The organism is Streptacidiphilus sp. MAP12-16, assembly GCF_041262165.1.
Lineage (GTDB): Bacteria > Actinomycetota > Actinomycetes > Streptomycetales > Streptomycetaceae > Streptacidiphilus.
In genome coordinates, this window is record NZ_JBGCBY010000003.1 from 89,550 (window position 1) to 113,173 (window position 23,624).

At 70.5% G+C, this 23,624-nt stretch carries 24 protein-coding genes; 13 read left to right on the forward strand and 11 right to left on the reverse strand.

The annotated features are described in order from the left end of the window. Positions 1-139 precede the first annotated feature (139 nt). From ABIA33_RS04315 to ABIA33_RS04335, 5 genes are all read right to left on the reverse strand, one after another. The gene (locus tag ABIA33_RS04315; protein WP_370077081.1) at positions 140-475 is read right to left on the reverse strand and encodes a nuclear transport factor 2 family protein; all 336 of its coding nucleotides are present in this window, start codon (positions 473-475) and stop codon (positions 140-142) included. Between the two features lie 36 nt (positions 476-511). Then, complete coding sequence (locus tag ABIA33_RS04320; protein ID WP_370077085.1) at positions 512-2,029, reverse strand: PLP-dependent aminotransferase family protein; 1,518 nt, start codon at positions 2,027-2,029, stop codon at positions 512-514. Positions 2,030-2,104: 75 nt separating this feature from the next. Beyond that, on the reverse strand, positions 2,105-3,130 hold the full coding sequence (locus tag ABIA33_RS04325) for a DMT family transporter (protein WP_370077087.1): 1,026 nt from the start codon (positions 3,128-3,130) through the stop codon (positions 2,105-2,107). A gap of 84 nt (positions 3,131-3,214) precedes the next feature. After that, positions 3,215-4,522 (reverse strand): kynureninase, encoded by a 1,308-nt coding sequence (gene kynU / locus ABIA33_RS04330; RefSeq protein ID WP_370077089.1) that lies wholly within the window; start codon positions 4,520-4,522, stop codon positions 3,215-3,217. Next, entirely contained in the window at positions 4,512-5,264 is a 753-nt protein-coding gene (locus ABIA33_RS04335; protein WP_370077091.1) for a tryptophan 2,3-dioxygenase, read from the reverse strand. Before ABIA33_RS04335 ends, kynU begins: the two co-directional genes overlap by 11 nt. 168 nt (positions 5,265-5,432) lie before the next feature. On the opposite strand from ABIA33_RS04335, the gene ABIA33_RS04340 reads away from it, so the two are divergent. The 5 genes from ABIA33_RS04340 (at position 5,433) to ABIA33_RS04360 (ending at position 9,980) form a co-directional block, all read left to right on the forward strand. After that, complete coding sequence (locus ABIA33_RS04340; RefSeq protein WP_370077093.1) at positions 5,433-5,867, forward strand: Lrp/AsnC family transcriptional regulator; 435 nt, start codon at positions 5,433-5,435, stop codon at positions 5,865-5,867. Between the two features lie 11 nt (positions 5,868-5,878). Further along, the gene (locus tag ABIA33_RS04345) at positions 5,879-6,685 is read left to right on the forward strand and encodes an alpha/beta hydrolase family protein (RefSeq protein WP_370077095.1); all 807 of its coding nucleotides are present in this window, start codon (positions 5,879-5,881) and stop codon (positions 6,683-6,685) included. Positions 6,686-7,056: 371 nt separating this feature from the next. Further along, positions 7,057-8,439 (forward strand): family 2B encapsulin nanocompartment shell protein, encoded by a 1,383-nt coding sequence (locus ABIA33_RS04350; RefSeq protein WP_370077097.1) that lies wholly within the window; start codon positions 7,057-7,059, stop codon positions 8,437-8,439. A 62-nt stretch (positions 8,440-8,501) separates the two neighbouring features. Continuing rightward, on the forward strand, positions 8,502-9,269 hold the full coding sequence (locus ABIA33_RS04355) for a DUF4239 domain-containing protein (RefSeq protein WP_370077099.1): 768 nt from the start codon (positions 8,502-8,504) through the stop codon (positions 9,267-9,269). Between the two features lie 105 nt (positions 9,270-9,374). Continuing rightward, the gene (locus ABIA33_RS04360; RefSeq protein ID WP_370077101.1) at positions 9,375-9,980 is read left to right on the forward strand and encodes a GNAT family N-acetyltransferase; all 606 of its coding nucleotides are present in this window, start codon (positions 9,375-9,377) and stop codon (positions 9,978-9,980) included. A gap of 32 nt (positions 9,981-10,012) precedes the next feature. Here the strand turns inward: ABIA33_RS04360 and ABIA33_RS04365 are convergent, their stop codons facing one another. After that, the gene (locus ABIA33_RS04365) at positions 10,013-10,588 is read right to left on the reverse strand and encodes a TerD family protein (protein WP_370077103.1); all 576 of its coding nucleotides are present in this window, start codon (positions 10,586-10,588) and stop codon (positions 10,013-10,015) included. Positions 10,589-10,659: 71 nt separating this feature from the next. Then, positions 10,660-11,193: a hypothetical protein gene (locus tag ABIA33_RS04370; protein WP_370077105.1), complete on the reverse strand. Its 534-nt coding sequence runs from the start codon at positions 11,191-11,193 to the stop codon at positions 10,660-10,662. A gap of 78 nt (positions 11,194-11,271) precedes the next feature. Between ABIA33_RS04370 and arfB the strand changes: the two genes are divergently transcribed. Then, positions 11,272-11,700 carry an alternative ribosome rescue aminoacyl-tRNA hydrolase ArfB gene (arfB, locus tag ABIA33_RS04375; RefSeq protein WP_370077107.1) on the forward strand — a complete coding sequence of 143 codons (429 nt, stop codon included), beginning with the start codon at positions 11,272-11,274 and terminating at the stop codon, positions 11,698-11,700. A 147-nt stretch (positions 11,701-11,847) separates the two neighbouring features. Here the strand turns inward: arfB and ABIA33_RS04380 are convergent, their stop codons facing one another. After that, positions 11,848-12,429 (reverse strand): flavin reductase family protein, encoded by a 582-nt coding sequence (locus ABIA33_RS04380; protein ID WP_370077110.1) that lies wholly within the window; start codon positions 12,427-12,429, stop codon positions 11,848-11,850. A gap of 460 nt (positions 12,430-12,889) precedes the next feature. Between ABIA33_RS04380 and ABIA33_RS04385 the strand changes: the two genes are divergently transcribed. Both ABIA33_RS04385 and ABIA33_RS04390 read left to right on the forward strand, forming a co-directional pair. Beyond that, complete coding sequence (locus ABIA33_RS04385) at positions 12,890-14,623, forward strand: diguanylate cyclase domain-containing protein (RefSeq protein ID WP_370077112.1); 1,734 nt, start codon at positions 12,890-12,892, stop codon at positions 14,621-14,623. A 198-nt stretch (positions 14,624-14,821) separates the two neighbouring features. After that, positions 14,822-15,811 (forward strand): CBM35 domain-containing protein, encoded by a 990-nt coding sequence (locus ABIA33_RS04390; RefSeq protein WP_370077114.1) that lies wholly within the window; start codon positions 14,822-14,824, stop codon positions 15,809-15,811. A 127-nt stretch (positions 15,812-15,938) separates the two neighbouring features. On the opposite strand, the gene nagA is transcribed toward ABIA33_RS04390, so the two are convergent. Together nagA and ABIA33_RS04400 are read right to left on the reverse strand one after the other, a co-directional pair. Continuing rightward, on the reverse strand, positions 15,939-17,234 hold the full coding sequence (gene nagA / locus ABIA33_RS04395; RefSeq protein WP_370077117.1) for an N-acetylglucosamine-6-phosphate deacetylase: 1,296 nt from the start codon (positions 17,232-17,234) through the stop codon (positions 15,939-15,941). Next, positions 17,177-18,121, reverse strand: coding sequence for an ROK family protein (locus tag ABIA33_RS04400; RefSeq protein WP_370077119.1), 945 nt, complete (start codon positions 18,119-18,121; stop codon positions 17,177-17,179). Before ABIA33_RS04400 ends, nagA begins: the two co-directional genes overlap by 58 nt. Positions 18,122-18,674: 553 nt before the next feature. On the opposite strand from ABIA33_RS04400, the gene ABIA33_RS04405 reads away from it, so the two are divergent. The 3 genes from ABIA33_RS04405 (at position 18,675) to ABIA33_RS04415 (ending at position 21,880) form a co-directional block, all read left to right on the forward strand. Next, positions 18,675-19,943 (forward strand): extracellular solute-binding protein, encoded by a 1,269-nt coding sequence (locus ABIA33_RS04405; RefSeq protein WP_370077121.1) that lies wholly within the window; start codon positions 18,675-18,677, stop codon positions 19,941-19,943. A 192-nt stretch (positions 19,944-20,135) separates the two neighbouring features. Next, positions 20,136-20,993, forward strand: coding sequence for a carbohydrate ABC transporter permease (locus tag ABIA33_RS04410; RefSeq protein WP_370077123.1), 858 nt, complete (start codon positions 20,136-20,138; stop codon positions 20,991-20,993). 5 nt (positions 20,994-20,998) lie between these two features. Next, complete coding sequence (locus ABIA33_RS04415; RefSeq protein WP_370077125.1) at positions 20,999-21,880, forward strand: carbohydrate ABC transporter permease; 882 nt, start codon at positions 20,999-21,001, stop codon at positions 21,878-21,880. 93 nt (positions 21,881-21,973) lie between these two features. Here ABIA33_RS04415 and ABIA33_RS04420 read toward each other — a convergent pair whose 3' ends face one another. Next, positions 21,974-22,324, reverse strand: a complete 351-nt coding sequence (locus ABIA33_RS04420) for a cupin domain-containing protein (RefSeq protein WP_370077127.1) — start codon at positions 22,322-22,324, stop codon at positions 21,974-21,976. Positions 22,325-22,439: 115 nt separating this feature from the next. Between ABIA33_RS04420 and ABIA33_RS04425 the strand changes: the two genes are divergently transcribed. Beyond that, positions 22,440-22,667 (forward strand): DUF3263 domain-containing protein, encoded by a 228-nt coding sequence (locus tag ABIA33_RS04425; RefSeq protein WP_370077129.1) that lies wholly within the window; start codon positions 22,440-22,442, stop codon positions 22,665-22,667. A gap of 11 nt (positions 22,668-22,678) precedes the next feature. Then, positions 22,679-23,527, forward strand: a complete 849-nt coding sequence (gene otsB, locus ABIA33_RS04430; protein WP_370077131.1) for a trehalose-phosphatase — start codon at positions 22,679-22,681, stop codon at positions 23,525-23,527. Positions 23,528-23,624: the final 97 nt, after the last annotated feature.

The window sequence follows — 23,624 nt, forward strand, 5'->3', positions numbered from 1 at the left end:
TGGCCCTCCAGTTCGCATCGGCTGGGACCGAATCGGTGGCCGACGCCTCAGTTCCAGACGCCTCAGTTCTACCGGTTTGCCGCATCCATGCTGCTCATCATGGGTGTGTCCCCCGTGGCGCGTGCAGCCGGTGCGGCGGTCAGTCCGCCAGCAGCATCCGGGTGATGTGCTTCCCGTCCGCGGCGACGGTCAGGGTGATGGTGGCGGGGCCGTTGTAGCCGCCGGACGTGGCGATGTCGGTGGTGAGGACGGTCGCGTCGTCGCCCCATTGGGCCTGGCCGATCGTCAGAACCGCGGCCAGGCCGATGAACTCGCGCTCGTTCCAGCCTGAGACCTCGTCGCGACCGGTGAACACCCGCCCCCAGTCGTCCACGACTCCGTTGTCGCCGAAGAGCGAGGCGAACGCCTCGGAGTCGCTCGCCCGGATCGCGTCCAGAAGTCGCTGGACCGGACCGCCTGCTGTCGGTGTGCTCATGAACCAAGTCTCCCCGACGAACCACTGACCAGACGATCAGACGATCGCCTGCAGCACCTCGCAGAGCGTCTCCAGCGTTCCGGCGAAGGCATGCTCGGCCGGCGTTCCGTAGCCGATGACCAGGCCGTCCGGGATGTCCGGCACGGCCTGGACGGAGTGGATGGCATGGGCGGCCTGAGGCCGAATCGCCCCTGCCCCGGCCTCTTCCGGGTAGGGGTAGCGGAAGTGGTCCAAGCCCTGGACGGCCAGGCCCAGCCATTCCGCGCCGCGCACCGCCTCCCGCTCCGTCCCCGGCGGAAGCCGCAGTACCGCGTGCAGGCCCGCGGCGATCCCGCTGACCCGCACAGTCGGCACGCGCTCGGCGAGGACGGCGACGAGGCGGTCGCGGCGTCGGCGGTAGCGCAGCCGCATGGCCCGGAGGTGGCCGTCGTAGGCGCCCGAGGTGATGAACTCGGCGAGCGTCAGCTGGTCCAGGACACCCGGGTGCCGTTCACCCGCACTCTTCGCCGCCGCCACCTGCTCCACCAGCGGGGCCGGGAGCACTGTCCAGGCCAGCCGCAGCCCCGGGGCGAGGCTCTTGCTGGCCGTGCCCAGGTAGGCGACCCGCTCGGGATCGAGCCCCTGCAGCGCGCCCACGGGCTGGCGGTCATAGCGGAACTCGCCGTCGTAGTCGTCCTCCAGGATCAGTCCGCCGGTGCTCCTGGCCCAGTCGACGGCGGCGGCCCTGCGGTCCGGATGCAGCGGAACGCCGGTGGGGAACTGGTGCGCGGGGGTGAGGAGAACCGCGGACAGGTCCTTGCGGCCGGACAGCATGCTGGTGGACGCGCCATGGTGATCGACCGTCAGGGGAGTGGTGCGCAGCCCCTCGGCCGTGATCAGGTCGCGGTGGAAGTCCAGGCCGTACGACTCCACGGCCAGCCGCCGTGCGCCGTTCCGCCGCAGCACTCGGCTGAGCAGCGAGAGGCCCTGGATGAACCCGGCACACACGACGATCCGCTCAGGATCGGCCCGGACCCCTCTGGCGCGGGCCAGATAGTCGGCCAGCGCCCGGCGCAGCTCGATCCGTCCCAACGGATCGCCGTAGCCGAAAGCCTCGTTCGGCGCGGTGGCCATCGCCCGCCGGGCGGCGGCGAGCCAGGCGGCGCGGGGGAACGACGACAGGTCGGGCGACCCGGCGTAGAGGCTGTTCGGACCGTGGTTCGGTCGGCGCGGCGGGGTGCGGGGGGCGGGTGCGGGCCTGGCGGTGGGGCGGCTCCGAGGCGGGGTGGTCCGTTGCGCCGCGCGCTCGGCGACCCGCGTCCCCGATCCCTGACGCGCCGTCAGCCATCCCTCGGCGACCAGTTCCCCGTATGCGTCGGCCACGGTGTTCCGGGCCAGGCCCAGGTCGGTGGCGAGGGAGCGGGACGGCGGCAGCCGGGTGCCGGGCGCGAGTCGCCCGGACCGGACGGCGTCGCGCAGGGCGCGGATCAGCGACGCCCGTACGCCGCCCGGGCCGCTGAGGTCGAGGTGGAGGTCGCTGCCGCCGGGGCTGGAATTGGCCCACTCGTCTGCCATGGAAATGGACCATACTCCTGCGCTACTCCTCCGCTACTCCGCGCCACCGAGCCGCAGAGCGTGCCGGCGCCGCCCTCAGCGTGCGGCGGGGGTCCGGTCGACCGGGGGCGAGGTGGGTACGGGCAGCGGTTCCACTGACGGAGCGGCCGCCGGTGCGGCGGCGGTCTGCGCCACGCAGGCCCCGATCAGCACCAGCACGCCGCCGATGATCTGCGGCACCGCCAGATGTTCACCGAGCAGGACCCACGCCAGCACGGTCGCCACCACCGCCTCCAGACAGGCCACCACCCCGGCGACCGGCGCGGACAGCCTGCTCACGGACGCGACCCCGGTCAGGTAGGCCAGCACCGTCGCGATCAGCACCACCCAGCCGAGCAGTGCCAGGGCCGGTACCCGCATGCTCCCCATGGCCACGTCCTGCCCGAGCACCTGCCAGTGCGCGGCCCATGGCTGGGCGATCGGGACGAGCACGATCGCGCCGATGATCAGCCCGTATGCGGTGAGACCCATGGGGTCGATCGGGACGGAGCCTCCCTCGGACGGGGAGCCGGACTTGCCGCCGGACTTCTCCGAGAGGATGAAGTAGCCCACCATGCCGAAGGCCGCGCCGAGGCCGAAGGCCACCCCGAGCGGGTCCAGGCCGCCCAGGCCGTCCCAGAACTGCACCACCAGTGCGAGGCCGGTCATGGCCATCAGCGCGCCGACGGCGGACGCTCGGGACACGCTGCGGCGCTGGACGAAGCGGACGTAGCCGAGCAGCAGCGCCGGGCCCAGGTACTCGATGAGCAGCGCCACTCCCACTGGGATCCGGGAGATCGCGAAGAAGTAGCAGCTCTGCACCGCCGCGACGCCGATCAGCCCGAAGCCGAGCAGCAGCCCGGGGTGGCGGTGGGGCAGGTCCCGGTGCCGGACCGCGACCGGCAGCAGCACCAGCGCGGAGCAGGCTATCCGCAGCCACACCACCTGTATCGGCGCCAACCCGGCCTCGATCAGCGGCTTCGCCGCCACCCCCGAGCCGCCGAACGCGCAGGCGGAGAGGAGGGCGAGGGTGAGACCGGTGCGGCGCTGCGAGGCTCCGGCGGCAGGGGTGGGGGTGCGCATCCAGACATTCTGACAGCGAAGGCCCGTACAAGACAGTGGCGTCTCATACTCATGGTCCTGTACGGGCGTCGTCCTCGCGCTCGCTCAGGTGACCGCGCCCGCAGGGGCGGCGAAGCGGGCTTCGCGCCAGACGCCGGAGGCCAGGACCTCGCGCAGCGCCTCTGCCGCGTCGCGCACGTCGGCGTGGGAGAGGTAGAGCGGGGTGAAGCCGAAGCGCATCACGTCCGGGGCGCGGAAGTCGCCGATGACACCTCGTTCGATCAGCGCCTGGACGACGGCGCGGGCGTGCGGGTGCCGCAGCGAGACCTGGCTGCCGCGCTGCTCCGGTTCGGCGGGGGTGAGCGACTCCAGTCCCAGCGGCTCGGTGAGCCGGAGGAAGAGTGAGGTGAGGGAGAGACTCTTGGTGCGCAGGGCGGCCAGGTCCACGTCGTCCCAGACGTCGAGGGCGGCCTGCAGTCCGGCGAAGCTGAGCAGCGGCGGGGTGCCGGTGAGGAAGCGGCCGATGCCGGGTGCCGGGCGGTAGCCGGGCTCGAAGGCGAAGGGGTCGGCGTGGCCGAACCAGCCGGTGAGCGGCTGGTCCGCGGCCGCGTGGTGGCGGGCCGCCGCGTAGAGGAAGGCGGGCGAGCCGGGGCCGCCGTTGAGGTACTTGTAGGTGCAGCCGACGGCGAAGTCGACGTCGGAGGCGTCGAGCTGCACCGGGAGTGCGCCCACCGAGTGGCACAGGTCCCAGACCATCAGCGCGCCGTGGCGGTGCACGAGTTCGGTGACGGCGGACATGTCCTGCAGCCGACCGGTGCGGTAGTCGACATGGGAGAGCAGGACCACGGCGACATCGCCGTCGAGCAGCTCCTCCAGGGTCGAGCCGTCGCGGCCGAGGAGGCGCCGGAGTCCGGGGCGCGAAGCGCTTCCCTCGGGGGCCTCGGGGGTGGTGGTCGGGCGACGGGCGGGCCCTACGCCCTCGGTGAGGTAGAGGTCGGTCGGGAAGCTGCCCAGCTCGGAGACGATGACCTGGCGCCCGGGTCGCAGCCGAAGCGCCGCAGTCAGCACCTTGAACAGGTTCACCGAGGTCGAGTCGCAGACCACGGTCTGGCCTGCGGCCGCCCCGACCAGCGGTGCGATGCGGTCGCCGAGGCCGCGCGGCAGGTCGTACCACCCGGCGTCGTTCCAGCTGCGGATCAGGCCCTCGCCCCACTCCTGCTCGACGAGTCGGGCGACCCGGGCCGGGGTGTTCGCGGGCAGCGGGCCGAGCGAGTTGCCGTCCAGGTAGAGGACGTCCTTGGGGAGGGTGAAGCGGTCGCGGAAGCCGCGCAGCGGATCGGCGGCGTCGAGGGCCTCGGCGGTCAGGGACGGATCGGCGAGGGACGGATCGGCGAGGTGCGGATCAGAGTGCATTCCGGGCGCTCCAGAGGTCGGGGAAGACGTCTTCCTCGGCGGCCTTGCGGAGCCAGCTCAGGCCGCTGGAGCCACCGGTGCCGGGCTTGGCCCCCATCGTCCGCTTCACGGAGCTGAAGTGGCGCTGGCGCCAGCGGGTGACCCGCTCGGCGACGTCCAGCAGGAGTTCGCCGAGGAGTGCCAGCTCGCGGTGCTCGGGCTTGCTGTAGACCTCGACCCAGACGTCGGGTCCGCTCAGCCCGCGCCGCTCCAGCACGCCCATCGCGTCCTCGTACAGGCTCGGCCCGTGCAGGGTGGCGGCGAGTTCGGCGTGGATCCGGGGGTGGCCCGCGTAGAGGTTGAGCAACCGCTCGTTCTTGTTGCCGAGCAGGAACTCCAGGTGCAGGTAGGTGTACGACTGGAAGCCGCTGGCCTCGCCGAGGTACGGGCGGAACGCGCTGAACTCGACCGGCGTCATCGTCGCCAGCAGCTCCCAGGAGCTGACCAGCACCTCCTGGACGCCCAGGCCGCGGCGCAGCGCGGCGGTGGCTCCGGCCAGGTCGTCGGCGCGCAGGGCGTGCTGGGCGAGCGTCCATTCTTCGCGCAGCTGGCCGAAGAGCAGCTCCATGACCTGCGTGGCGACGATGAAGGTGCGCTCGGTGGGCTCCTTGCTGCGCGGGTTCTGCAGCGTGTGGAGCGCGTCGATGCCCGCGTACGCGGCGTACGGCGTCGTCGGCTCGCCGAAGTCGAGTCTGGGTTCCATCGCGCGTCTCCTGTTGGTTCCGGCTGCTGCTGGCGTGCTGGCTGCCTGGGGTAATTCTGGAGTTCTTCGGGCTCGCACTGAATGGCCGTCGGATGCTGCTTTCGTCCATGTGCCTAGCATGTGAAAGGCAGATTCATGGGATGGCTTCGTGATTGGAAGGGTGGCGACGTGGACGCGGTGGATCGGCGGTTGCTGGACGAGTTGCAGCAGGATGCGCGGCTGTCGTTCAACGAGCTCTCGCGGCGGGTGAACCTCTCCTCGCCGGCCGTCGCCGAGCGGGTGCGACGGCTGGAGGCGGCGGGGGTGCTCACCGGCTACCACGCGCAGGTCGACCTGGTGCGGGCCGGACGGCCGGTGAGCGCACTGGTGCAGGTGCAATGTTATGGGCCACGCTGTGTGTTGCGCGATCCGGCGGTCGCGACCTGGCCCGAAGTAGTGCAACTGCACCGGGTGACCGGCGGAGCCTGTTGCGTGTTGATGGTCGCGGTAGCGTCGATGGCGGAGTTCGAGGTGCTGATCGATCGCCTCGCCGAGTACGGGCAGCCCGCGAGCACCATGATTCTTTCCAGTCCGGTGCTGTGGCGACCGGTAGAACCAGCGTGAGGAGTTCCACCGTGGGGAACGACCCGAGCCCTGACGTGATGACCCGTACGGCCCCTCCGCCGGACCACACCTCGCACTACGGCCCGCACGCCGACCAGGTGGTGGACCTTCGGCTGCCGCCCGACCGCCCCGCCGACACCCTGGTCGTCCTCGTCCACGGCGGGTTCTGGAAGGCCAGGTACGACCGTGCCCATACCGGGCCGCTCGCCGACGCGCTCGCCCGCGCCGGCTACGCCGTCGCCGTGCCCGAGTACCGGCGGGTGGGCTCCGTCGGCGGCGGCTGGCCGGGGACGTTCGACGACCTCTCGGTGTTCTTCGAGGCCCTCGGCACGATCACCACCGCCCATGGCCTGCGGGCCAAGCGCACCATCCTGGTCGGCCACTCCGCCGGAGGCCACCTGGCGCTGTGGGCGGCGGCCCGGCACCGCCTCCCCGCCGGATCGCCGTGGCGGACGCAGTGGCGGCCCGACGCCGTGGTCTCGCTGGCGGGCTGCGCCTCGCTGGCCCTCACTGACGTCTGGAGCCTCGGCGGACAGGCCGCCTCCGCCCTGCTCGGTGGCGGCGTGGACGACGTGCCCGAGCGCTACGCCCTCGCGGACCCCGGAGCGCTGCTGCCGCTGGGCGTTCCGGTGACGCTGCTGCACGGTACCGAGGACGCCGATGTCCCGGTGGCCATGAGCCGCGAGTACGCGGGCCTCGCCGAGCAGGCGGGCGACCCGGTGCGGCTGGTCGAGCTGCCCGGAATGGAACACTTCGGCCTGATCGACCCGCTGTCGGCGGCCTGGCCGCACCTGCTCGACGCGCTCGGCAGCAGCTGACCCACCGACAACCTCCGTCCGGCTTAGACCGACCGGCACATGGGGGGCGGCGTCGCGGGCAAGGGGGCACCTCCCGCCCGAAGGGTGGGGGAGGCTTTCGCCTGGCCGGGTTGTCGTCAGTCGCCAGTGCTCCGCAATGGCTCCTTCCTCCGCCCCGCCCAGACTCTCCCCCAAACTTCGTCCGGGGGTGCCCCCTCCCTCGACCTCCTCCTTCACCCACCCCCCATGTGCCGGTCGGTCTTATGCGAACAGGGCCTGTGATTACCCCGGACGGGTGTCGAACATGTGCACTCGATCGGGGAATAGAAGCTTCGGCTCCGAACCGACACCCTGGAACTGCAGGTTTTAACGTTCTGGGGAGGCAGTAGCAGATGACTGACGAGCAGACGGCTCTCGGCACAGCAGCAGCAAAGAACCTCGCGACCACCACCAAGACCGCCCCGCAGATGCAGGGCATCACCTCCAGGTGGCTGTTGCGCATGCTGCCCTGGGTGCAGGTCGCCGGCGGGACCTACCGGGTCAACCGGCGACTCACCTACACCACCGGCAGAGGCCGCCTCAGCTTCGCGCAGACCGGCTCCGAGGTCCGGATCGTCCCGCCCACCCTCGGCGAACTCCCGCTCCTCCGCGGCTTCGACGACGACGCACTGCTGGGCGAACTGGCCGGGCGCTTCGCCCAGCGCGAGTTCGAGGCGGGAGAGGTCATCGCCCAGCGCGGTACGCCCGTCGACCACGTGCTCGTCGTCGCCCACGGGAAGATCCGCAAGCTCGGTGACGGCAAGTTCGGCGACCACGAGGCCGTCCTCGGAACTCTCGCCAACGGCGACCACTTCGGCGACGAGGCGCTCACCGGCGACGGCGCCACCTGGGACTACACCGCCAAGGCCGCGACCTCGGGCATCCTGCTCGCGCTGCCCAGGCAGGCCTTCGCCGAACTCGCCGCCCGCTCCGAAGCGCTGCGGGCCCAGGTCGAGGACTATCTGGCCGAGGCCGCCCAGTCGCAGGACCGGCACGGCCAGGCCGCCATCGAACTCGCCGCAGGCCACGAGGGCGAGGCAGAGCTCCCCGGCACCTATGTGGACTACGAACTCGCGCCGCGTGAGTACGAGTTGAGCGTCGCCCAGACCGTGCTGCAGGTCCACAGCCGGGTCGCCGACCTCTACAACCAGCCGATGAACCAGATCGAACAGCAGCTCAAGCTCACCGTGGAGGCGCTGCGCGAGCGCCAGGAACACGAAATGATCAACAACCCCGACTTCGGGCTGCTGCACAACGCCGAGCACGAGCAGCGGATCCAGACCCACGGCGGCCCGCCCACCCCCGACGACCTGGACGAGCTGCTGTCCCGGCGGCGCGGCAGCAAGTTCTTCCTCGCCCATCCACGCGCCATCGCCGCCTTCGGCCGCGAGTGCAACCGGCGCGGCCTCTACCCCGACAGCGTCGACGTGCAGGGCCACCAGGTGCCGTCCTGGCGCGGGGTGCCGATGTTCCCGTGCAACAAGATCCCGGTGAACGGCGGCCACACCAGCTCGATCCTGGTGCTGCGCACGGGCGAGGACAACCAGGGCGTGGTCGGCCTGCACCAGACCGGCATCCCGGACGAGTACGAACCCGGCCTGTCCGTGCGCTTCATGGGCATCAACGAGAAGGCCGTCATCCAATACCTGGTCAGCGCCTACTACTCGGCGGCCGTCCTGGTGCCCGACGCACTCGGGGTCCTGGAGAACGTCGAGGTGGCCAGTCTCCGGGACTGAAAGGTGACGATCCATCAGTTCGCCACCTCCGTGGCTTCCGCCGTCGCCGCACCTGGATCGGAGTGTGCCCGTTGACCTGGCTCGACCTCGGGATATTCGCCGCGGCGATGGGAGTCGCCGCTCTCGGCCTGTGGGTGCTGCAGCGCTTCGTGCCGCACCCGCTCCGCGAAGTCCACAACCACGTCGCGGGATTCATCTTCGCGACCGTCGGCGTGATCTACGCCGTCCTGCTGGCGTTCGTGGTCATCTCCGTCTGGACCGGCGTCGACGCCGCCCGGCAGACCACCTTCAGGGAGGCCGACGCCCTGGCCGGGGTCTACTGGATCTCCCGCGACCTCCCGCTGCCGCTCGGCTCGCAGATCGAGCACCTGACCCTCGACTACGCCAACACCGTCGAGGGCACCGAGTGGCCGCTGATGGAGCAGCACCGGAGCAGCCCGCAGGCCACCCAGGAGGTCTACGGCATCCGCGACGCCGTCCTCTCCTACCAGCCGACGACCCCGCAGCAGCAGGTCCTCTACGACCACGCCCTGACCCACGTCGAGCAGTTGGCGTCGGAGCGCCGGGCGCGCCTCAACCAGGTGGAGGACTCCGTCCCGCCGATCCTGTGGGGTGCGCTGATCGTCGGCGCGGTGCTGACGATCGCCTTCACCTATCTCTTCGGACTCTCGAACACGCTCGCCCACGCACTGATGGTGCTGTCCCTGACCGCGCTGGTCGTGGTCTCGCTGATCCTGATCAGGGAGATGAACTACCCCTTCGGCGGGGTGACCAGGGTCGAACCGACCGCCTTCCAGGTCTTCCTGCAGCGACTGCCCCCACCGCGCTGAACCCACCGCATTGAACCCCGCCGCGTTGAACCCACCGCGTTGAACCCACCGCGTTGAACCCGCTGTTGGCGCCGGACATCCCGCCTGCTGTGCCAAGCTGGCGGGATGTCGACGATTCGCCCGTACCGCCCCGCCGACCGCGACGCCCTGTACGACATCTGCATTCGCACGGGCGACTCCGGCCGGGACGCCACCGCGCTCTACTCCGATCCGCGCATCCTGCCGGACATCTTCACCGGCCCCTACCTGGAGCTGGATCCCGCGCTTGCGTTCGTCCTGGCGGACGCCGCCGACCGGCCGGTCGGCTACATCATCGGTACCGCCGACACCCCGCGCTTCGTCTCCGCATACCGGCGCGACTGGTTGCCGAAGGTGGCCGACCGCTACCCGGAGGGCAGCGGCACAGGCCGTGACGCCGAGCGCATCCGCGAGCTGCACCATCCGGAGTGGATGCTGCAGGACGGCCTTGCCGACTATCCCGCGCACCTGCACATCGATCTGCTGCCCGAGGCCCAGGGCCGCGGCGCGGGGCGGGCGCTGATGGACACGTACCTCGCGGCGCTGCGCGCGGCGGGTGTCCCGCGGGTGCATCTGGGCATGGGTGCCGCGAACACCGCCGCCCGCGCCTTCTACGACCGCTTGGGCTTCCACGAGATCGCGCGGCCCGCGCCGTCCCTCGTCCTGATGGGACGGGGGACGGCGGTGACCTGACCTGCGGTCAGAACGCAGGTGCTGTGGGGATGCTAGAGGTTGACGCCGAAGTCGCGGGCGATGCCGACCAGACCGGAGGCGTAGCCCTGGCCGATGGCGCGGAACTTCCACTCCGGCCCGTTGCGGTAGATCTCGCCGAAGACCATGGCGGTCTCGGTGGCTGCGTCCTCGCTGAGGTCGTAGCGGGCGATCTCCGCCTCGCCCGCCTGGTTGACGACGCGGATGAACGCGTTGCGGACCTGCCCGAAGTTCTGGCTCCGGTTCTCGGCGTCGTAGATGGAGACCGGGAACACGATCTTGTCGGCCTCGACGGGCAGGCCGGCCAGGTTCACCTTGATCTGCTCGTCGTCGCCGTCGCCCTGGCCGGTGATGTTGTCGCCGGTGTGGAGGACGGTGGAGTCGGGCGTCGAGGTGTTGTTGAAGAAGACGAAGTGCTTGTCCGAGAGGACCTTCCCGGAGGCGTCAAGGACGATGGCACTGGCGTCGAGGTCGAAGTCCGTCCCGGTGGTGGTGCGGACGTCCCAGCCCAGGCCCACGGTTATGGCCGTGAGACCTGGGGCCTCCTTGGTGAGGGAGACGTTTCCGCCCTTGGACAGGCTTACCGGCATGGTGGGGCCCCTTCCTGCGTCGCTGATTCCCGCGGTTGTTCCGTCGCGGGTAAGAACGTGGGCGGACCCTCTTACGGTTCCCTTGTCGTCGAGGAGGTCTCCGCGGCGGACGTCTCCTGGGGGAGACGCGGGAAGCGGCCCTGGAGCTCCCAGACGGTCGCGTTGTCGGCGAGCCCCTCGTGCAGGTCGCAGAGGTCCGCGACCAGGTCCTGGAGGAAGTCCCGGGCCTCGCGGCGCAGCACCGGATGACGCACCGTGAGGGGCGGGCCGTCGACCCAGTCCGCGCGGATCTCGACCCAGTTGAAGCGGCGGCTGAACCGGAGCAGGTCCGCGGACTCGGTGAAGTCCAGTTCGGCGCGCTGCAGGGTGGAACCGCGAGCGCCGGCGGGATCGCGGTCGATCTCCTCGACGATGTCGCAGAGCGCCCAGGCGAAGTCCAGCACCGGCACCCAGCCCCAGGCCGTGGAGAGGTCGAGCCCGTCCCCCTCCAGGTGCACGTCGCCGCAGAACAGGTCGTGCCGCAGAGCACGGGCGCCGACGCTGCGGTAGTCGGTCTGCGGGGGGTCGGGGAAGCGGTTGGAGAGCGAGTAGCCGAGGTCGATCACGGCACGATCGTCGCACGGGCCGGGCGCGCGCCTGATATCCCCTGGCGGTCCTCCGCGCTGAGCGGCGATCATATGGGCATGTCCCTTCCCGTCCGCGTCCGTGGCTCGGTCGTCGTTCCCGACGCCGAGCTCCAGTGGCGTTTCTCACGTTCGTCAGGCCCGGGCGGCCAGCACCTCAACACCTCCGACACCCAGGTCGAGCTGCGCTTCGACCTCGCCGCGTCCGAGGTGCTGCCGCGGGTGTGGAAGGAGCGCGCGCTGGAGCGGCTCGCCGGGCGGCTGGTGGACGGCGCGGTCGTCGTCGTGCGGGCCTCCGAGCACCGGTCGCAGTGGCGCAACCGGGAGGCGGCCGCGGTGCGGCTGGGGGCGCTGCTCAGCGATGCGGTGGCGCCGCCGCCGAGGGCGCGCCGGGCGACCCGGCCCAGCCGGGGCGTGGTGGAGCGGCGGCTCACCGACAAGAAGCGCCGCGCCGACGTGAAGCGCGGGCGCTCGGGCCACTTCGACTGACCGTCAAAGACTGACCGTCAACGGAGCCGGGACCGTCAACGGAGCCGGGACCGTCAACGGAGCCGGGACCGTCAACGGAGCCGGGACCGTCAACGGAGCCGGGACCGGCAGCGCAGCTTCGACCGCCAGCCGAGCTGCCGTCGACCGTCAGCCGAGCTGCCGGTACTGGCCCCGGAAGTACACCAGCGGCGCGCCGTCCTGCTTCCCGATCCGCGCGGAGAGCACCCGCCCGATCAGCAGGACGTGGTCCCCGGCGGGTATCCGCTGCTCGGTGCGGCACTCCACGGTCGCCAGCGCCCCGTCCACCAGCGGTGCTCCACTGATCTCGCCCCGATGGTGCGGCAGGTCCGCGAACAGCAGCCGGTCACTGACCCGGCCTTTCATGGCGAACCGGGCCGCGGCCGTCCGCTGGTCGCTGGAGAGGATCGACACCGCCCAGTGGTCGACCCGCGTCAGCGCCTCCTCCATCCGCGAGTCCTCCCGCACCGACACCATCACCAGCGGGGGCTCCAGGGAGACGGAGAGGAACGCGGTGGCGGTCATGCCGACGTCCTCGCCGCGCGGCCCGTCCTCGGGGTCGTGCGCGGCCAGCAGGACGACGCCGGACGCGAGCTGGCCGAGTGCGGCCCGGAACTCCTCCGGGGTGGCCTGGGCGGCGGCGAGCGGGGAGGCGGCAGTTGCTGAACCGTTGGAACTGCCGGTGGGGGAAGGGAGCGCGGCGTTGTACACGTAACGCACGGTATCTTCGCGCGGCGGTCGACCGCATCGGCCCTTGGGCGTATCCCGACCCGGCCGCAGGTCCTAGGCGGCATGCTTGTGTTCGAGAGTGAGCGAAAAGACACTGCAGAACGGGCGAAAGACGCTTTTTCACCCCCAGGAGTGAAGACATGAGCCTTGGCGGCGGGATGATGGCTTCAGTTCTTGACGTGTTCGACCGAGACAGTGAGTACCGATTTGATAGGGATTGGCAGAGTCTGCCCCGGATGAACTGGTTATCAATGCTGCGCAGTTGTGTGAGTTGGGTCACAAGTGGCGTTCATTTGCTGACCCAGCGTGCCGGTAGATGTGCTCCCTGTGATTCAGTTTGTTTGGCAATCGGACGATAGGCATGACAGGTACTCCGCAACGAGTCCACCCCGAAGCCCCGGAAGAGCCCCGGAAGCTGCCGCTGTCACGGAGGGAGTGCGTGATGGACCCCGAGTCGGAGCCGTACGTCCGTCTCGCGACCCTGCGCACCCTGCACCGGATCGTGGCCGACCTCAACGCCGCTCGCAGCCTGGCCGGCACCCTCCAGGCCGTCGTCGAGGGTGCGGTCACCGGGCTCGGCTTCGAGAGCGCCGTCGTCAACCTGGTCCGGCCGGACGGGGACCTCGTGGTGGCCGCCGTCTGGGACTGCGGTGAGTACGGCGAGACCGACTCCGGCATCGACAGCCTGCTCGGACAGATCGGCTCCCGGGAGTCCTGGAACCGGCTGATGAACGTCGGTGACGTCTGGGGCTCCCTGGTCTTCGTCCCGCACGAGCGCAGCTGGGCCCGCTCACCGGACATCCCCAGCTGGGGCGGCAGCGGCGGTGGTGAACTGGTCCCGGTGGGCCCCTCCGAGGCGGTGCCCTGGCACCCCGATGACCTCCTGCTCGCGCCGATGCACAGCCTCGGCGGCGAACTCCTGGGCGTGCTCTCGGTGGACCGCCCGCGCAGCGGCCGCCGCCCCGGCCAGTGGACCCGCGAGTCGCTGGAGATGTTCAGCCAGCAGGCGGGCATCGCCATCAGCAACGCGCGGCTCCGCGCGGAGATGCAGCGGGCCCTGGTCCGGCTCGAGCGCGAGCAGCAGACCCTGCGCGCCAGCGAGGAGAGTTTCCGGCAGGCGTTCGAGTACGCGCCCAGCGGCATGGCCATCACCGAACTGCACGGCGCGCAGCGGGGCAAGCTCACCCGGGTGAACGACGCGCTGTGCCGGCTGCTGGGGCGGCCCAGGGCCGCGCTCCAGCGGCAGAGCTTCGAGGACCTGGTCCATCCCGAGGACGAGGGCCTGCTGCGGCGGGTCTCGGCCGAGAACGGCCGCGCCGAGGTGCGGCTCGCCCGCCGGGACGGCGGCTACCTGTGGGTCTACCTGCGCAACTCGGTCGTCGCCGACACCGAGGAGGGCGCCCGCTTCCTGCTCACCCACATCGAGGACATCGAGGACCGCAAGCGGCACGAGCTGCAGCTCGCCCACCGGGCCAGTCATGACGCGCTGACCGGGCTGCCCAACGCGGCCGAGCTCAGGGCCCGGCTGCGGCTGCGGCTCTGCGAGGAGCCGCAGGTCGCGGACGACGGCCGGCAGGCCATCCAGGCCGCCGCAGGCAGCGGACCCGGCGCGCTGGGCACCTTCGACACCGGCGGGCACAGCTACAACCTCTCCCCGTACGGCGGTCCGTTCGACGGCGGCTTCGAGCACGTCCACGCCGTCCTCCCGGACGACCCCGCCGCCGAGCTCCGCGGCGGGCGTGGCCTCGCCGTGCTGTTCTGCGACCTGGACGGCTTCAAATCCATCAACGACCGCTTTGGCCACGGCGCGGGCGACGCCGTCCTGATCGAGGTCGCCCGGCGGCTGCAGCATGTCGTCCGCGAGGGCGACACGGTGGCGCGGCTCGGCGGCGACGAGTTCGTGGTGCTCGCGGACGGCGTGGGGCGGGACGAGGCCAAGGACCTGGCCGGCAGACTCCGGACGGCGATCATCCCGCCGATGCGGGTGGACGACCGCACGGTGCGGGTCGGGGTCAGCCTCGGCATCGGCTGGGCGGGTTGCGGCATGTCCATCGACGAGGTGCTGCACACGGCCGACGAACGCATGTACCTGGAGAAGCGCGCCCGCGCCGGGGCGGCCGCGGCCGGAACCCGGCCGCCGGGGAACGGCAACCGCTCCCACCGCCGCGCGGGTTGACCTGCCGGTCGAACGGCGGGGCGGACGGCGGATCGCAGCGGAGGTCGTTCGGCGGGTTGAATATCCGGACTGTTTCCGCTCCACTTACGCACGGCCGGTACTTACCTCTGTGTCACCCGAGCCGGGTAGTGTGCCTGGGATAAGCGTGTCGGCCGGTTGACATGCACGGGGTGTGACGCCCTGATTCGATCATGTAGCTTGACCTTTCCCCCGCCTGTGCGGGAGCGGACGGTCTTCCACCACTGGGGAGTTGAGATCTCGATGTCGGCCGAGAACCACGGCGTGCCCGAGGACGACGACCCGTTCGCCTACCTGTACCGGGGCGAGGGGGCGGATGGCGCTACCGGGCAGGAGACCGCCCCGCTGCCCGGTGTCCCGCGTACCTCGTACCACCAGGCCACCCAGGTCGGCCGCACCCAGTACGGCCAGCAGCAGCCGCAGTCACCGCCGTTCGCGCCCCAGCTCCCGCACCAGACGACGCCGCTTCAGCAGACCGCGCAGTACCAGGCCCCGCCGCCCGGTGGCGGCCGGGCCGGGGCCCGTACCAACGGCGGTGGGCGCAGCAGTGGCGGCGGGCGCGGAGTGATGATCGGCACAGTCGCCGTCGCGGCCGCCGTGGCCATCGGCATCGGCGTCGCGCTCTTCAACGGCGGCTCCCCGAAGACGTCCACAGCGGGTGGCGCCAACAGCGCGGCGGCCTCCGCCAGCAACGGCAGCTCGGCGTCCGCCTCGGCGAGCGCCTCGCCCTCGGCGAGTGCCGCGCTGCCCGGGCCTGCGGACGCCGCCACCATGCAGCTCGTCGGCAACCCGACTCCGACCAACAACCACACCGGCGCGAAGGCCGCGGGCGGCACCTTCGTGCCGCTGGTCACGGTGGGCCAGGGGATCAACTGGACCGTCAACGTGTCCACGGCGGGGAGTTACACCTTCTGGGTGCGGTATGCCAACGCGGGCGGCGACAGTACCGCGACCGTCGTGGTGAACGGCACTCCGACCTCGTACGCGATAAGGCTCAAGAACTTCAGCCACGAGTCGGACTGGGCCAAGGCCTGGTACCGCTCCTATGTGACGGTGAACCTCAAGCAGGGCGCCAACACCGTGGGCCTGACCATAGGGGCCGGGCAGGGCAATGTGAACATCGACCAGCTCGGGCTGAGCGCCGACAAGGACCACAGCCCCTGGAGCTGATCCGGCCTCAGAACCGCACGCGGCAGCCGGACACAGAACGGCGCCGTAACGGCGCCTGAACCACGTATGAACGGCCTGCCGACTCCCCCCCAGGGAGTGTCGGCAGGCCGTTGTCCGTGTCGCCGCGTCAGACCGCGGCCGGTGTGCGGAAGGCGTCCGCGCCGACGATCCACTCGCCTCGGCGCATCACCGCGACCAACTGGTAGGCGTCGTCCAGGACCACCAGGTCGGCGTCCTTGCCCGGCTCGATCGAGCCGACCCGGTCGGCCATCCCGATCACCCGCGCCGGGTTCAGCGACAGCACCTGCGCCGCGCGCACCAGGGAGAGGCCGTTGACGGTCACCGCGCGGCGGAAGGCCACGTCCAGGGTGAGCGTGCTTCCGGCGATCGAGCCGCCCTCGACCAGCCGCGCGATGCCCTGGTCGACCCGCACCTGCAGCGGGCCCAGCGGGTAGAGGCCGTCACCGAAGCCCGCCGCCGACATGGCGTCGGTGATCAGCGCGACCCGGTCCAGGCCGGCGCCCTTGACGGCGAGGTCGATCACGGCGGGGTGCAGGTGCACTCCGTCGCCGATCAGCTCGACGGTGACCCGCTCGTCCTCCAGCAGCGCCACGATCGGGCCCGGCGCGCGGTGGGCGATCCCGGGCATCGCGTTGAACAGGTGCGTCGCCACGGTGGCGCCCGCGTCGATGCCCTCGAGGACCTTGTCGTAGCGGGCGTCGGTGTGGCCGATCGCCGCGATCACGCCGAGCTCCTTGAGCAGGCGGATCGACTCGATGCCACCGTCCAGCTCGGGGGCCAGGGTGACCATCTTCGCGGCACCGCGCGCGGCGTCCACCAGCTTGCGGACCAGCCCGGGATCGGGGTCGCGCAGCAGGTCGGGCTGGTGCGCGCCGCAGCGGTTGATGCTGATGAAGGGGCCCTCGAAGTGGACTCCGGCGAGAACGCCGTCCTCGACCAACTCGCTGAGCACGGACGCCTGTCGGCAGACCTCGTCGATCTCGCCGGTGACGGTGCTCGCCATGGTCGTCGTGGTGCCGTGCTCCAGGTGCGTACGGGCCGCCCGGAGCGCCTCCTCGGCGATGCCGGAGGCGTAGGAGCCACCGCCTCCGCCGTGGACGTGGATGTCCACGAAGCCGGGCACGATCGTGTAGGCGGAGAGGTCGAGCACCCGCTGGGCCGGGACCGGCGGGGCGGTGGAGGTGCTGCTGCCGCTGGCGCTGCTGGTGCTGCTGGTGCCGGAGGTGCTGTCGACTGCTGTCGCCTCGACGATCCGGCCGTTCTCGACGGTCAGTCGTCCGTTTTCGACGACGCCGGTGGGCAGGACGAGCCTGGCGCCGGCCAGCACAGTGCGGTCCGCGTTGCTCACGCGGTCACCTCCAGTGAGAGCAGATCCCAGGCGAGCAGCCCTGCGCCCAGGCATGCGGCGGTGTCTTTGAGCATCGCCGGTACGAGCGTGGGGGGCATCTGGAACGTCAGGCGTTCCTCGACTGCCGCACGCAGGGGTGTGAAGAGGGTGTCACCGGCTTCGGCGAGACCCCCGCCGATGATCACCGTGCGGGGGTCCAGCAGACTCTGCGCGGTGACCAGACCGTCGGCCAGGGCGTCGACCGCCTCGGTCCATACAGCGGCGGCCTGCGGGTCACCGGCGTCCACCGCGACGGCGCAGTCGGCGGCCGTCGCGTCCGGGTCTCCGCTCGCCTCGGCCCAGGCACGGGACACCGCCGCGGCCGAGGCCAGGGTCTCCAGACAGCCGCGGGCCCCGCAGCCGCACAACGGCCCGCCGGGGCGCACCACGATGTGGCCGATCTCGCCCCCGTAGCCGTGCGCGCCTGCCTCGATCCGTCCGTCGATGCCGATGCCGCCGGCGATGCCGGTGCCCAGTGCGACGAAGAGGAACCGGTCCACCCCGCGCCCGGCGCCGATCCGGCCCTCGGCGAACGCCCCGGTGCGCACGTCGTGGCCGAGCGCCACCGGCAGTGCGTGCCCGCCCTCGGCCAGGCGCTCGCCCAGCAGGCGGCGCATCGGCAGGTCGCGCCAGCCCAGGTTGGCGGAGAACACCGCCACCCCGCGCTCCTCGTCGATGGTGCCCGGCACGGCGACCCCGGCCGCCAGGGCCACGGTCCCGTACCGGCGCAGACCCTCGTCGCGCAGGTGCGCGGCGAAGTCCAGGATCCCCGCGACGACGGCCGCTGAGCCCTGTTCCCTGCCGGTGGGACGCCGCTCCACGTGCAGGAGGGCGCCGTCCGGGGCGACGAGAGCGGCCTTCATACCGGTCCCGCCGACATCAAGTGCGATGACGTGCTTCACGGGGGACAGTGTCTCCTCAGAGCAGGTAGAGGTCTAGTCCAGTTTGAGGATTGGTCTGGTCCAAGTGCGTTCGAGCGCAGCCGGGGTGCCGGTCGACGAGGGCGCTCATCCGCGTGTCACGGAGGGTAGCGGATCGAGGGCGGCGCTCTGAGCTGCGACGATGTCCGCCGGCTGGCCTATGTGGTCTAGACCAAGTGGAATCGCAGGTCACCAGGCTGACGATTCCACAAGAGGGTTCCACAAAATTCACTGAGAGATCTCTTTGATCGTTACTGTCGGACACGCGGGTCCCTTCTGGATCAAGCCGGCTGACGGACATTCATACCAATTGCCCGAATTGTCGTTGCACTGGATGCAACGAAGTTCAGCTATTCGGTAAATGGTGTAGACCTCTTGTGTGCCGCGCGGACAAACTGGCGGCCACAGCGGAGGCGGCAGGTCTTCCGGTCCGAGTGGGTGGCTCTCCTCCACCCCCCGGTGGTAGCTGCCGACCTTGGACTCACATTCGGACCCGGCCAGGACCGGGTTCGCATCTGCGAAGGCGGTAGTTGTCGTGAAGCGTCGTTTGCTTGCCCTCTCTGCGATCGGTGTCGCGGGCGTCATGGCCCTCACCTCCTGCAGCAGCTCCAGCACTTCCAAGGCCACTACGAGTGACGGCACCACCACGATCAAGCTTCTGGCGCCCGACTACGGCACTGCCGGCGGCCCGGACAGCTCGCAGACCTACTGGCAGGGCATCGCTGACGCCTTCCACGCGGCCAACCCGAAGATCACCGTCAAGGTGCAGACCATCGCCTGGGCGAACTGGGACCAGGTCGCGACCCTGATCCAGGACAAGCAGTACCCCGACATCCTGGTGGGCGACGCGCCCCAGGAGCTGGCCGCCAACGGCCTGCTCTACCCGCTCACCGACGTGATGTCGCAGAGCACGATCAGCAATCTGATCCCGGTCTTCGCCAAGCAGGAGGAGACGAGCGGCGTCGCCTACGGCGCCCCCTTCACCACCAGCGCCCGCGCGATGTTCTACAACAAGAAGCTGTTCGCCGCCGCGAAGATCGCCGCTCCGCCGAAGACCTGGGCCGACCTGCAGGCCGACGCCGCGAAGATCAAGGCGCTGGGCGGCGGCAACATCGGCTACGGCCTGCCGCTGGGGCCGGAGGAGGCCCAGGGCGAGTCCTTCATGTGGATGCTGGGCAACAACGGTGGTTACGCGGACGCCTCGGGCAAGTACGCCATCAACTCGGCGGCCAACATCGAGACGTTCAACTTCCTGACCTCGCTGGTCAAGGCCGGGGACACCCAGCCGAGCCCGGCGACCACGGACCGTAAGACCGTCTGGTCGGACTTCGCGGCCGGCCAGGTGGGCATGGTCGGCGGTTCCGGCGCGCTCATCCCGATCATCAAGACCGCGGGCAAGCTGCAGACCACGGACTGGGGCGTCGCCACGATGCCCGGCAAGACCGCCCCGCTCACCTCGGCCCTCGCCGTGCACGACGACATCACCGCGTTCAAGGCCGGCGGCCACGCGGCCGAGGTCAAGCAGTTCCTCGACTTCGCCTACGCCGACAAGTACCAGATCCAGTTCGACAACGAGTACAACCTGCTCCCGGCCACCACCTCCGCGTCGACCTCGCTCACCGCCAGCGACCCGGTCGCGGCCGGCTTCCTGGCCACCGTGCCCACCTCGGTGGTCTACCCGAACACGGCCAACTGGAACACCCTGAAGTCCAAGATCCAGCAGACGATCGGTACCGGTGTCCAGGGCACCGACCCGAGCAAGGTCCTGGGCGGCCTGCAGACCTTCGCCACCAGCAACCAGTAATCCGCATTGCGGGTGGCCGGCGCGGCGAGGCACCATCGCCGCGTCGGCCACCGGCGCGCATCGATGGAGAAGACCATGACGCAAACGACTCACCCCGACGTGCGGGGGGCGGGACCTGGCCCGGGTGAGGCACGCGTGGTTTCGCACCGGCCCGGCGGCCCGTTGCGACGACTCACACGTGCGCTGGCGCCGTTGCCCTGGATCGCCCCGGCCACGGGCCTGATCCTGTTCGTGGTGATCTGGCCGGTCGTCGCGATGTTCCAGACCTCAGGGCAGCACTACTCGTCCCTGGGCTTCGACATGGGGTCCGCGGGCTGGAAGAACTTCACCAGACTGTTCGCCGAGGCAGATCTGACCTCGGTCATGGTTCGCACGGTGGTCTGGGTCGTGGCGGTCGTCACGATCACCATGCTGCTCTCGCTGGGCGTCGCACAGCTGTTCAACAAGCAGTTCCCCGGTCGCCGGGTGGCACGCTGGGCACTGATCGCCCCCTGGGCCGCATCCGTGGTGATGACCACGCTCGTCTTCAGGTGGATGCTCGACCCCAACAACGGGGCCATCGTGGTCTTCCTGCACCAGCTCGGTGTGGTCAAGGACTTCAACGGCACCGGTTCGAACGTGCTCGCAAATCCGGTCTCCGCGTTCTGCTGGGAGATCTTCGTCGCGGTCTTCGTCTCGGTGCCCTTCACCACCTATGCCCTGCTCGCGGGCCTGCAGGCGGTCCCGGCGGACGTCTACGAGGCCGCGAAGCTGGACGGCGCCTCCGCCTTCCGGACCTACCTGTCGGTCACGCTGCCACTGCTGCGCCCCGCACTGCTGGTGGCCGCTCTGATCAACGTGATGAACGTGTTCAACTCGTTCCCGATCATCTACGAGCTGACCGGTGGCGGCCCTGGCAACCAGACGGCGACCACCACCATCTTCATGTACACCACCCAGCAGACCAACATCGGTGAAGCCGCCGCGATGTCGGTGGTCAACTTCGGCTTCATTATCGTGATCGTCCTGCTGTTCCTGCGGGCGTCCAAGTGGAACTCCGCGGAGGACTGACCAAGATGACCACTCAAACCGCGCCCGCGCACGCAGCCGCACGGCCCGCCAAGTCCCGTGCGGCGCGGCGGACCCCGCCCCGGCTCCGGACCGTCGGCCTCGCCGGCGGCGCGTACCTGATCGCGATCTTCTTCCTGCTGCCGTACCTGGAAATGATCCTCACGGCGCTGCGGCCCCACAACGAGATCAGGGACCGCAACTACCTGCCCCACCACTTCGCCTTCTCCAACTTCATCAACATCTGGGACACCGGTCTCGGCACCAACCTCCGGGTGAGCCTGGAGATCGCGGTCGGCTCCACCGCGCTGGTCCTGCTCGTCGCGATCCCTGCCGCCTACTACACGGCCCGGCGCAATTTCCGTGGCAAGCGGCTGTTCCTGCTGCTGGTGCTGATCACCCAGATGTTCCAGCCCACCGCGATGATCGTGGGCATCTACCGCGAGTTCATGCAGTTCAACATGATCGACTCGGTATGGGCTCTGGTCCTGGTGAACGCCGGCTTCAACATGGCGTTCGCGGTGTGGATCCTCAACGCGTACTTCGGTGCGATCCCCAAGGAGATCGAAGAGGCCGCGATCGTCGACGGCTGCAGCCGGGTCGGTGCGATGTTCCGCGTCATCATCCCGCTGGCGATGCCCGGCATCGTCACCGCGCTGATCTTCACCTTCATCGCTGCCTGGAACGAGTTCATCGTCGCGCTCACCCTGACCACCTCGGACGCCACGCATCCGCTGACGGTCAAGGCCTCCAGCTACATCGGCCAGTACTCCATCGACTGGCAGCACCTGTTCGCCGGATCCGTGATCGCGACCATCCCCGTGATCATCCTGTTCGCGCTCATCGAGGGCAAGGTCGTCTCCGGCCTGACCGCTGGTTCGGTGAAGTAGCGGAAGCGGCAACGGACGACCCCGGCCGGGGTGGATGCCTGCCCGGGCATCCACCCCGGCCGGGGCCTCCTTCGTTCCGCCTTCGTTCCGCCTTCAGCCGAGCGTGATGTGGTAGGCCTTGCGCAGCGTCTCGTGCACGGTCCACACGGTGCGGTCGCCCTCGCGCAGTACGCAGGCGTCGCCCGGGCCCACGTCGAAGGTCGGGCCGTCCTCCACCGCGATCGTCGCCCGGCCGCTGACCACGACGAACAACTCGTCGGCCTCGGTGTCGGTGACGACACCCGGCGTGATCTGCCAGATCCCGCGGATCTGCTTCCCGTCCTCGGACTCCCACAGGACCTTCCCCGAGACCTCGGGTGCGCCCTCGACGATCTGCCCCGGGTCGAGCGGGTCCGCTTCCAGTTCGACGTCCGGAACGTATACGGCAAAACTCTTGCTGGTCATGGACCCGACGCTAGCCGTGACCCTCGCCGACCGGGCAGGGGCAGATTGTGTCGTACCCGTTCGGCAGAATGACAGGTCGTATCGTCACACCAGCCGGGACCGAAGGGAGCGCTCGATGGACGAGCTCAGCGACCGCGACCGCGCGCTCCTCGCTCTGGAAGCGCGTCCCTGGCGTACGCCGGGGGCCAAGGAGGCGGCGATACGGGAGGAACTGGGCCTCGCTCCGGTGCGGTACTACCAGCTGCTCAACGGGCTTCTGGACCGGCCGGCCGCCCTGGCCCACGACGCGATCCTGGTCAACCGGCTCCGCCGCCTCCGCGAGCAGCGCCGCGCCCGCCGGTAGGGTCGGGAGCCATGGAGCTCCAGCCGCACACACCCGCCGGAACGGCCGGACTGGCCGCCCTCCTCAAGGATCCCTCCCGGGCCGTTGCCGCCTTCGACTTCGACGGCACGCTGGCACCGATCGTCCCCGACCCCGAACGGGCCCGCGCCCACCCCGGTGTCGTTCCCGCGCTCGTCCGACTCGCTCCGCACCTCGCGGCCGTCGTGGTGGTCACCGGCCGCCCGGCCGCCACAGCGGTGCGCTACGGCGGGTTCGCCGGGGTGCCCGGGCTCGACCACCTCACCGTCCTGGGCCACTACGGCCTGGAACGCTGGGACGCCGCCGACGGTGTGGTGCGCGCGCCGGAGGAGCACTCCGGGGTCGCGGCGCTGCGGGCCGAACTCCCCGGACTGCTGGCCGGCGCCCCCGAGGGAGTCTGGCTCGAGGACAAGGGCCACGCCCTCGCCGTCCACACCCGCCGCGCCCAGGATCCCGACGCCGCCCTCGCACTGCTGGACGCCCCGCTGCGCGAGGCTGCCGCCCGGCACGGGCTCGCGGTCGAGCCCGGCCGGATGGTGCTGGAACTGCGCCCGCCCGGCGTGGACAAGGGCGTCGCCCTCACCGCCTTCCTGCGCGAGCGCGACGCCCGTTCGGTGCTCTTCGCCGGCGACGACCTCGGCGACGTCGCCGCCTATGACGCGGTGGACGCGCTGCGGTCGCGGCAGGGCGTCGCCGGCATCCCCGGCGTCCTCGTCTGCAGTGCCCCGACCACCGGCGAACCCCCCGTCCGTGCCCTCGCCGACCGCGCCGACCTGATCGTCCACGGGCCCGAGGGCGTAGTGGAGCTGATGGACGCACTCGCTGAAGCTCTCGGAGCGTGACGGGACGGGCGAGCGTGTCCGATTAGTCCGTGAACTGACTGTGCGTCGACGAACGTCCGGCTGTGGGGGAACTGTGACGTTCTGAGGACCCAAGTGA

Coding starts and splice junctions, on each gene's coding strand:
- arfB (WP_370077107.1), top strand. CDS start 11,272: ATGTCCCTTCCCGTCCGCGTCCGTGGCTCGGTCGTCGTTCCCGACGCC.
- ABIA33_RS04365 (WP_370077103.1), bottom strand. CDS start 10,588: ATGCCGGTAAGCCTGTCCAAGGGCGGAAACGTCTCCCTCACCAAGGAG.
- ABIA33_RS04335 (WP_370077091.1), bottom strand. CDS start 5,264: ATGGAACCCAGACTCGACTTCGGCGAGCCGACGACGCCGTACGCCGCG.
- ABIA33_RS04425 (WP_370077129.1), top strand. CDS start 22,440: ATGGACGAGCTCAGCGACCGCGACCGCGCGCTCCTCGCTCTGGAAGCG.
- ABIA33_RS04385 (WP_370077112.1), top strand. CDS start 12,890: ATGGACCCCGAGTCGGAGCCGTACGTCCGTCTCGCGACCCTGCGCACC.
- ABIA33_RS04415 (WP_370077125.1), top strand. CDS start 20,999: ATGACCACTCAAACCGCGCCCGCGCACGCAGCCGCACGGCCCGCCAAG.
- ABIA33_RS04320 (WP_370077085.1), bottom strand. CDS start 2,029: ATGGCAGACGAGTGGGCCAATTCCAGCCCCGGCGGCAGCGACCTCCAC.
- nagA (WP_370077117.1), bottom strand. CDS start 17,234: ATGCCTGGGCGCAGGGCTGCTCGCCTGGGATCTGCTCTCACTGGAGGT.
- ABIA33_RS04325 (WP_370077087.1), bottom strand. CDS start 3,130: ATGCGCACCCCCACCCCTGCCGCCGGAGCCTCGCAGCGCCGCACCGGT.
- kynU (WP_370077089.1), bottom strand. CDS start 4,522: ATGCACTCTGATCCGCACCTCGCCGATCCGTCCCTCGCCGATCCGTCC.
- ABIA33_RS04350 (WP_370077097.1), top strand. CDS start 7,057: ATGACTGACGAGCAGACGGCTCTCGGCACAGCAGCAGCAAAGAACCTC.
- ABIA33_RS04420 (WP_370077127.1), bottom strand. CDS start 22,324: ATGACCAGCAAGAGTTTTGCCGTATACGTTCCGGACGTCGAACTGGAA.
- ABIA33_RS04360 (WP_370077101.1), top strand. CDS start 9,375: ATGTCGACGATTCGCCCGTACCGCCCCGCCGACCGCGACGCCCTGTAC.
- otsB (WP_370077131.1), top strand. CDS start 22,679: ATGGAGCTCCAGCCGCACACACCCGCCGGAACGGCCGGACTGGCCGCC.
- ABIA33_RS04315 (WP_370077081.1), bottom strand. CDS start 475: ATGAGCACACCGACAGCAGGCGGTCCGGTCCAGCGACTTCTGGACGCG.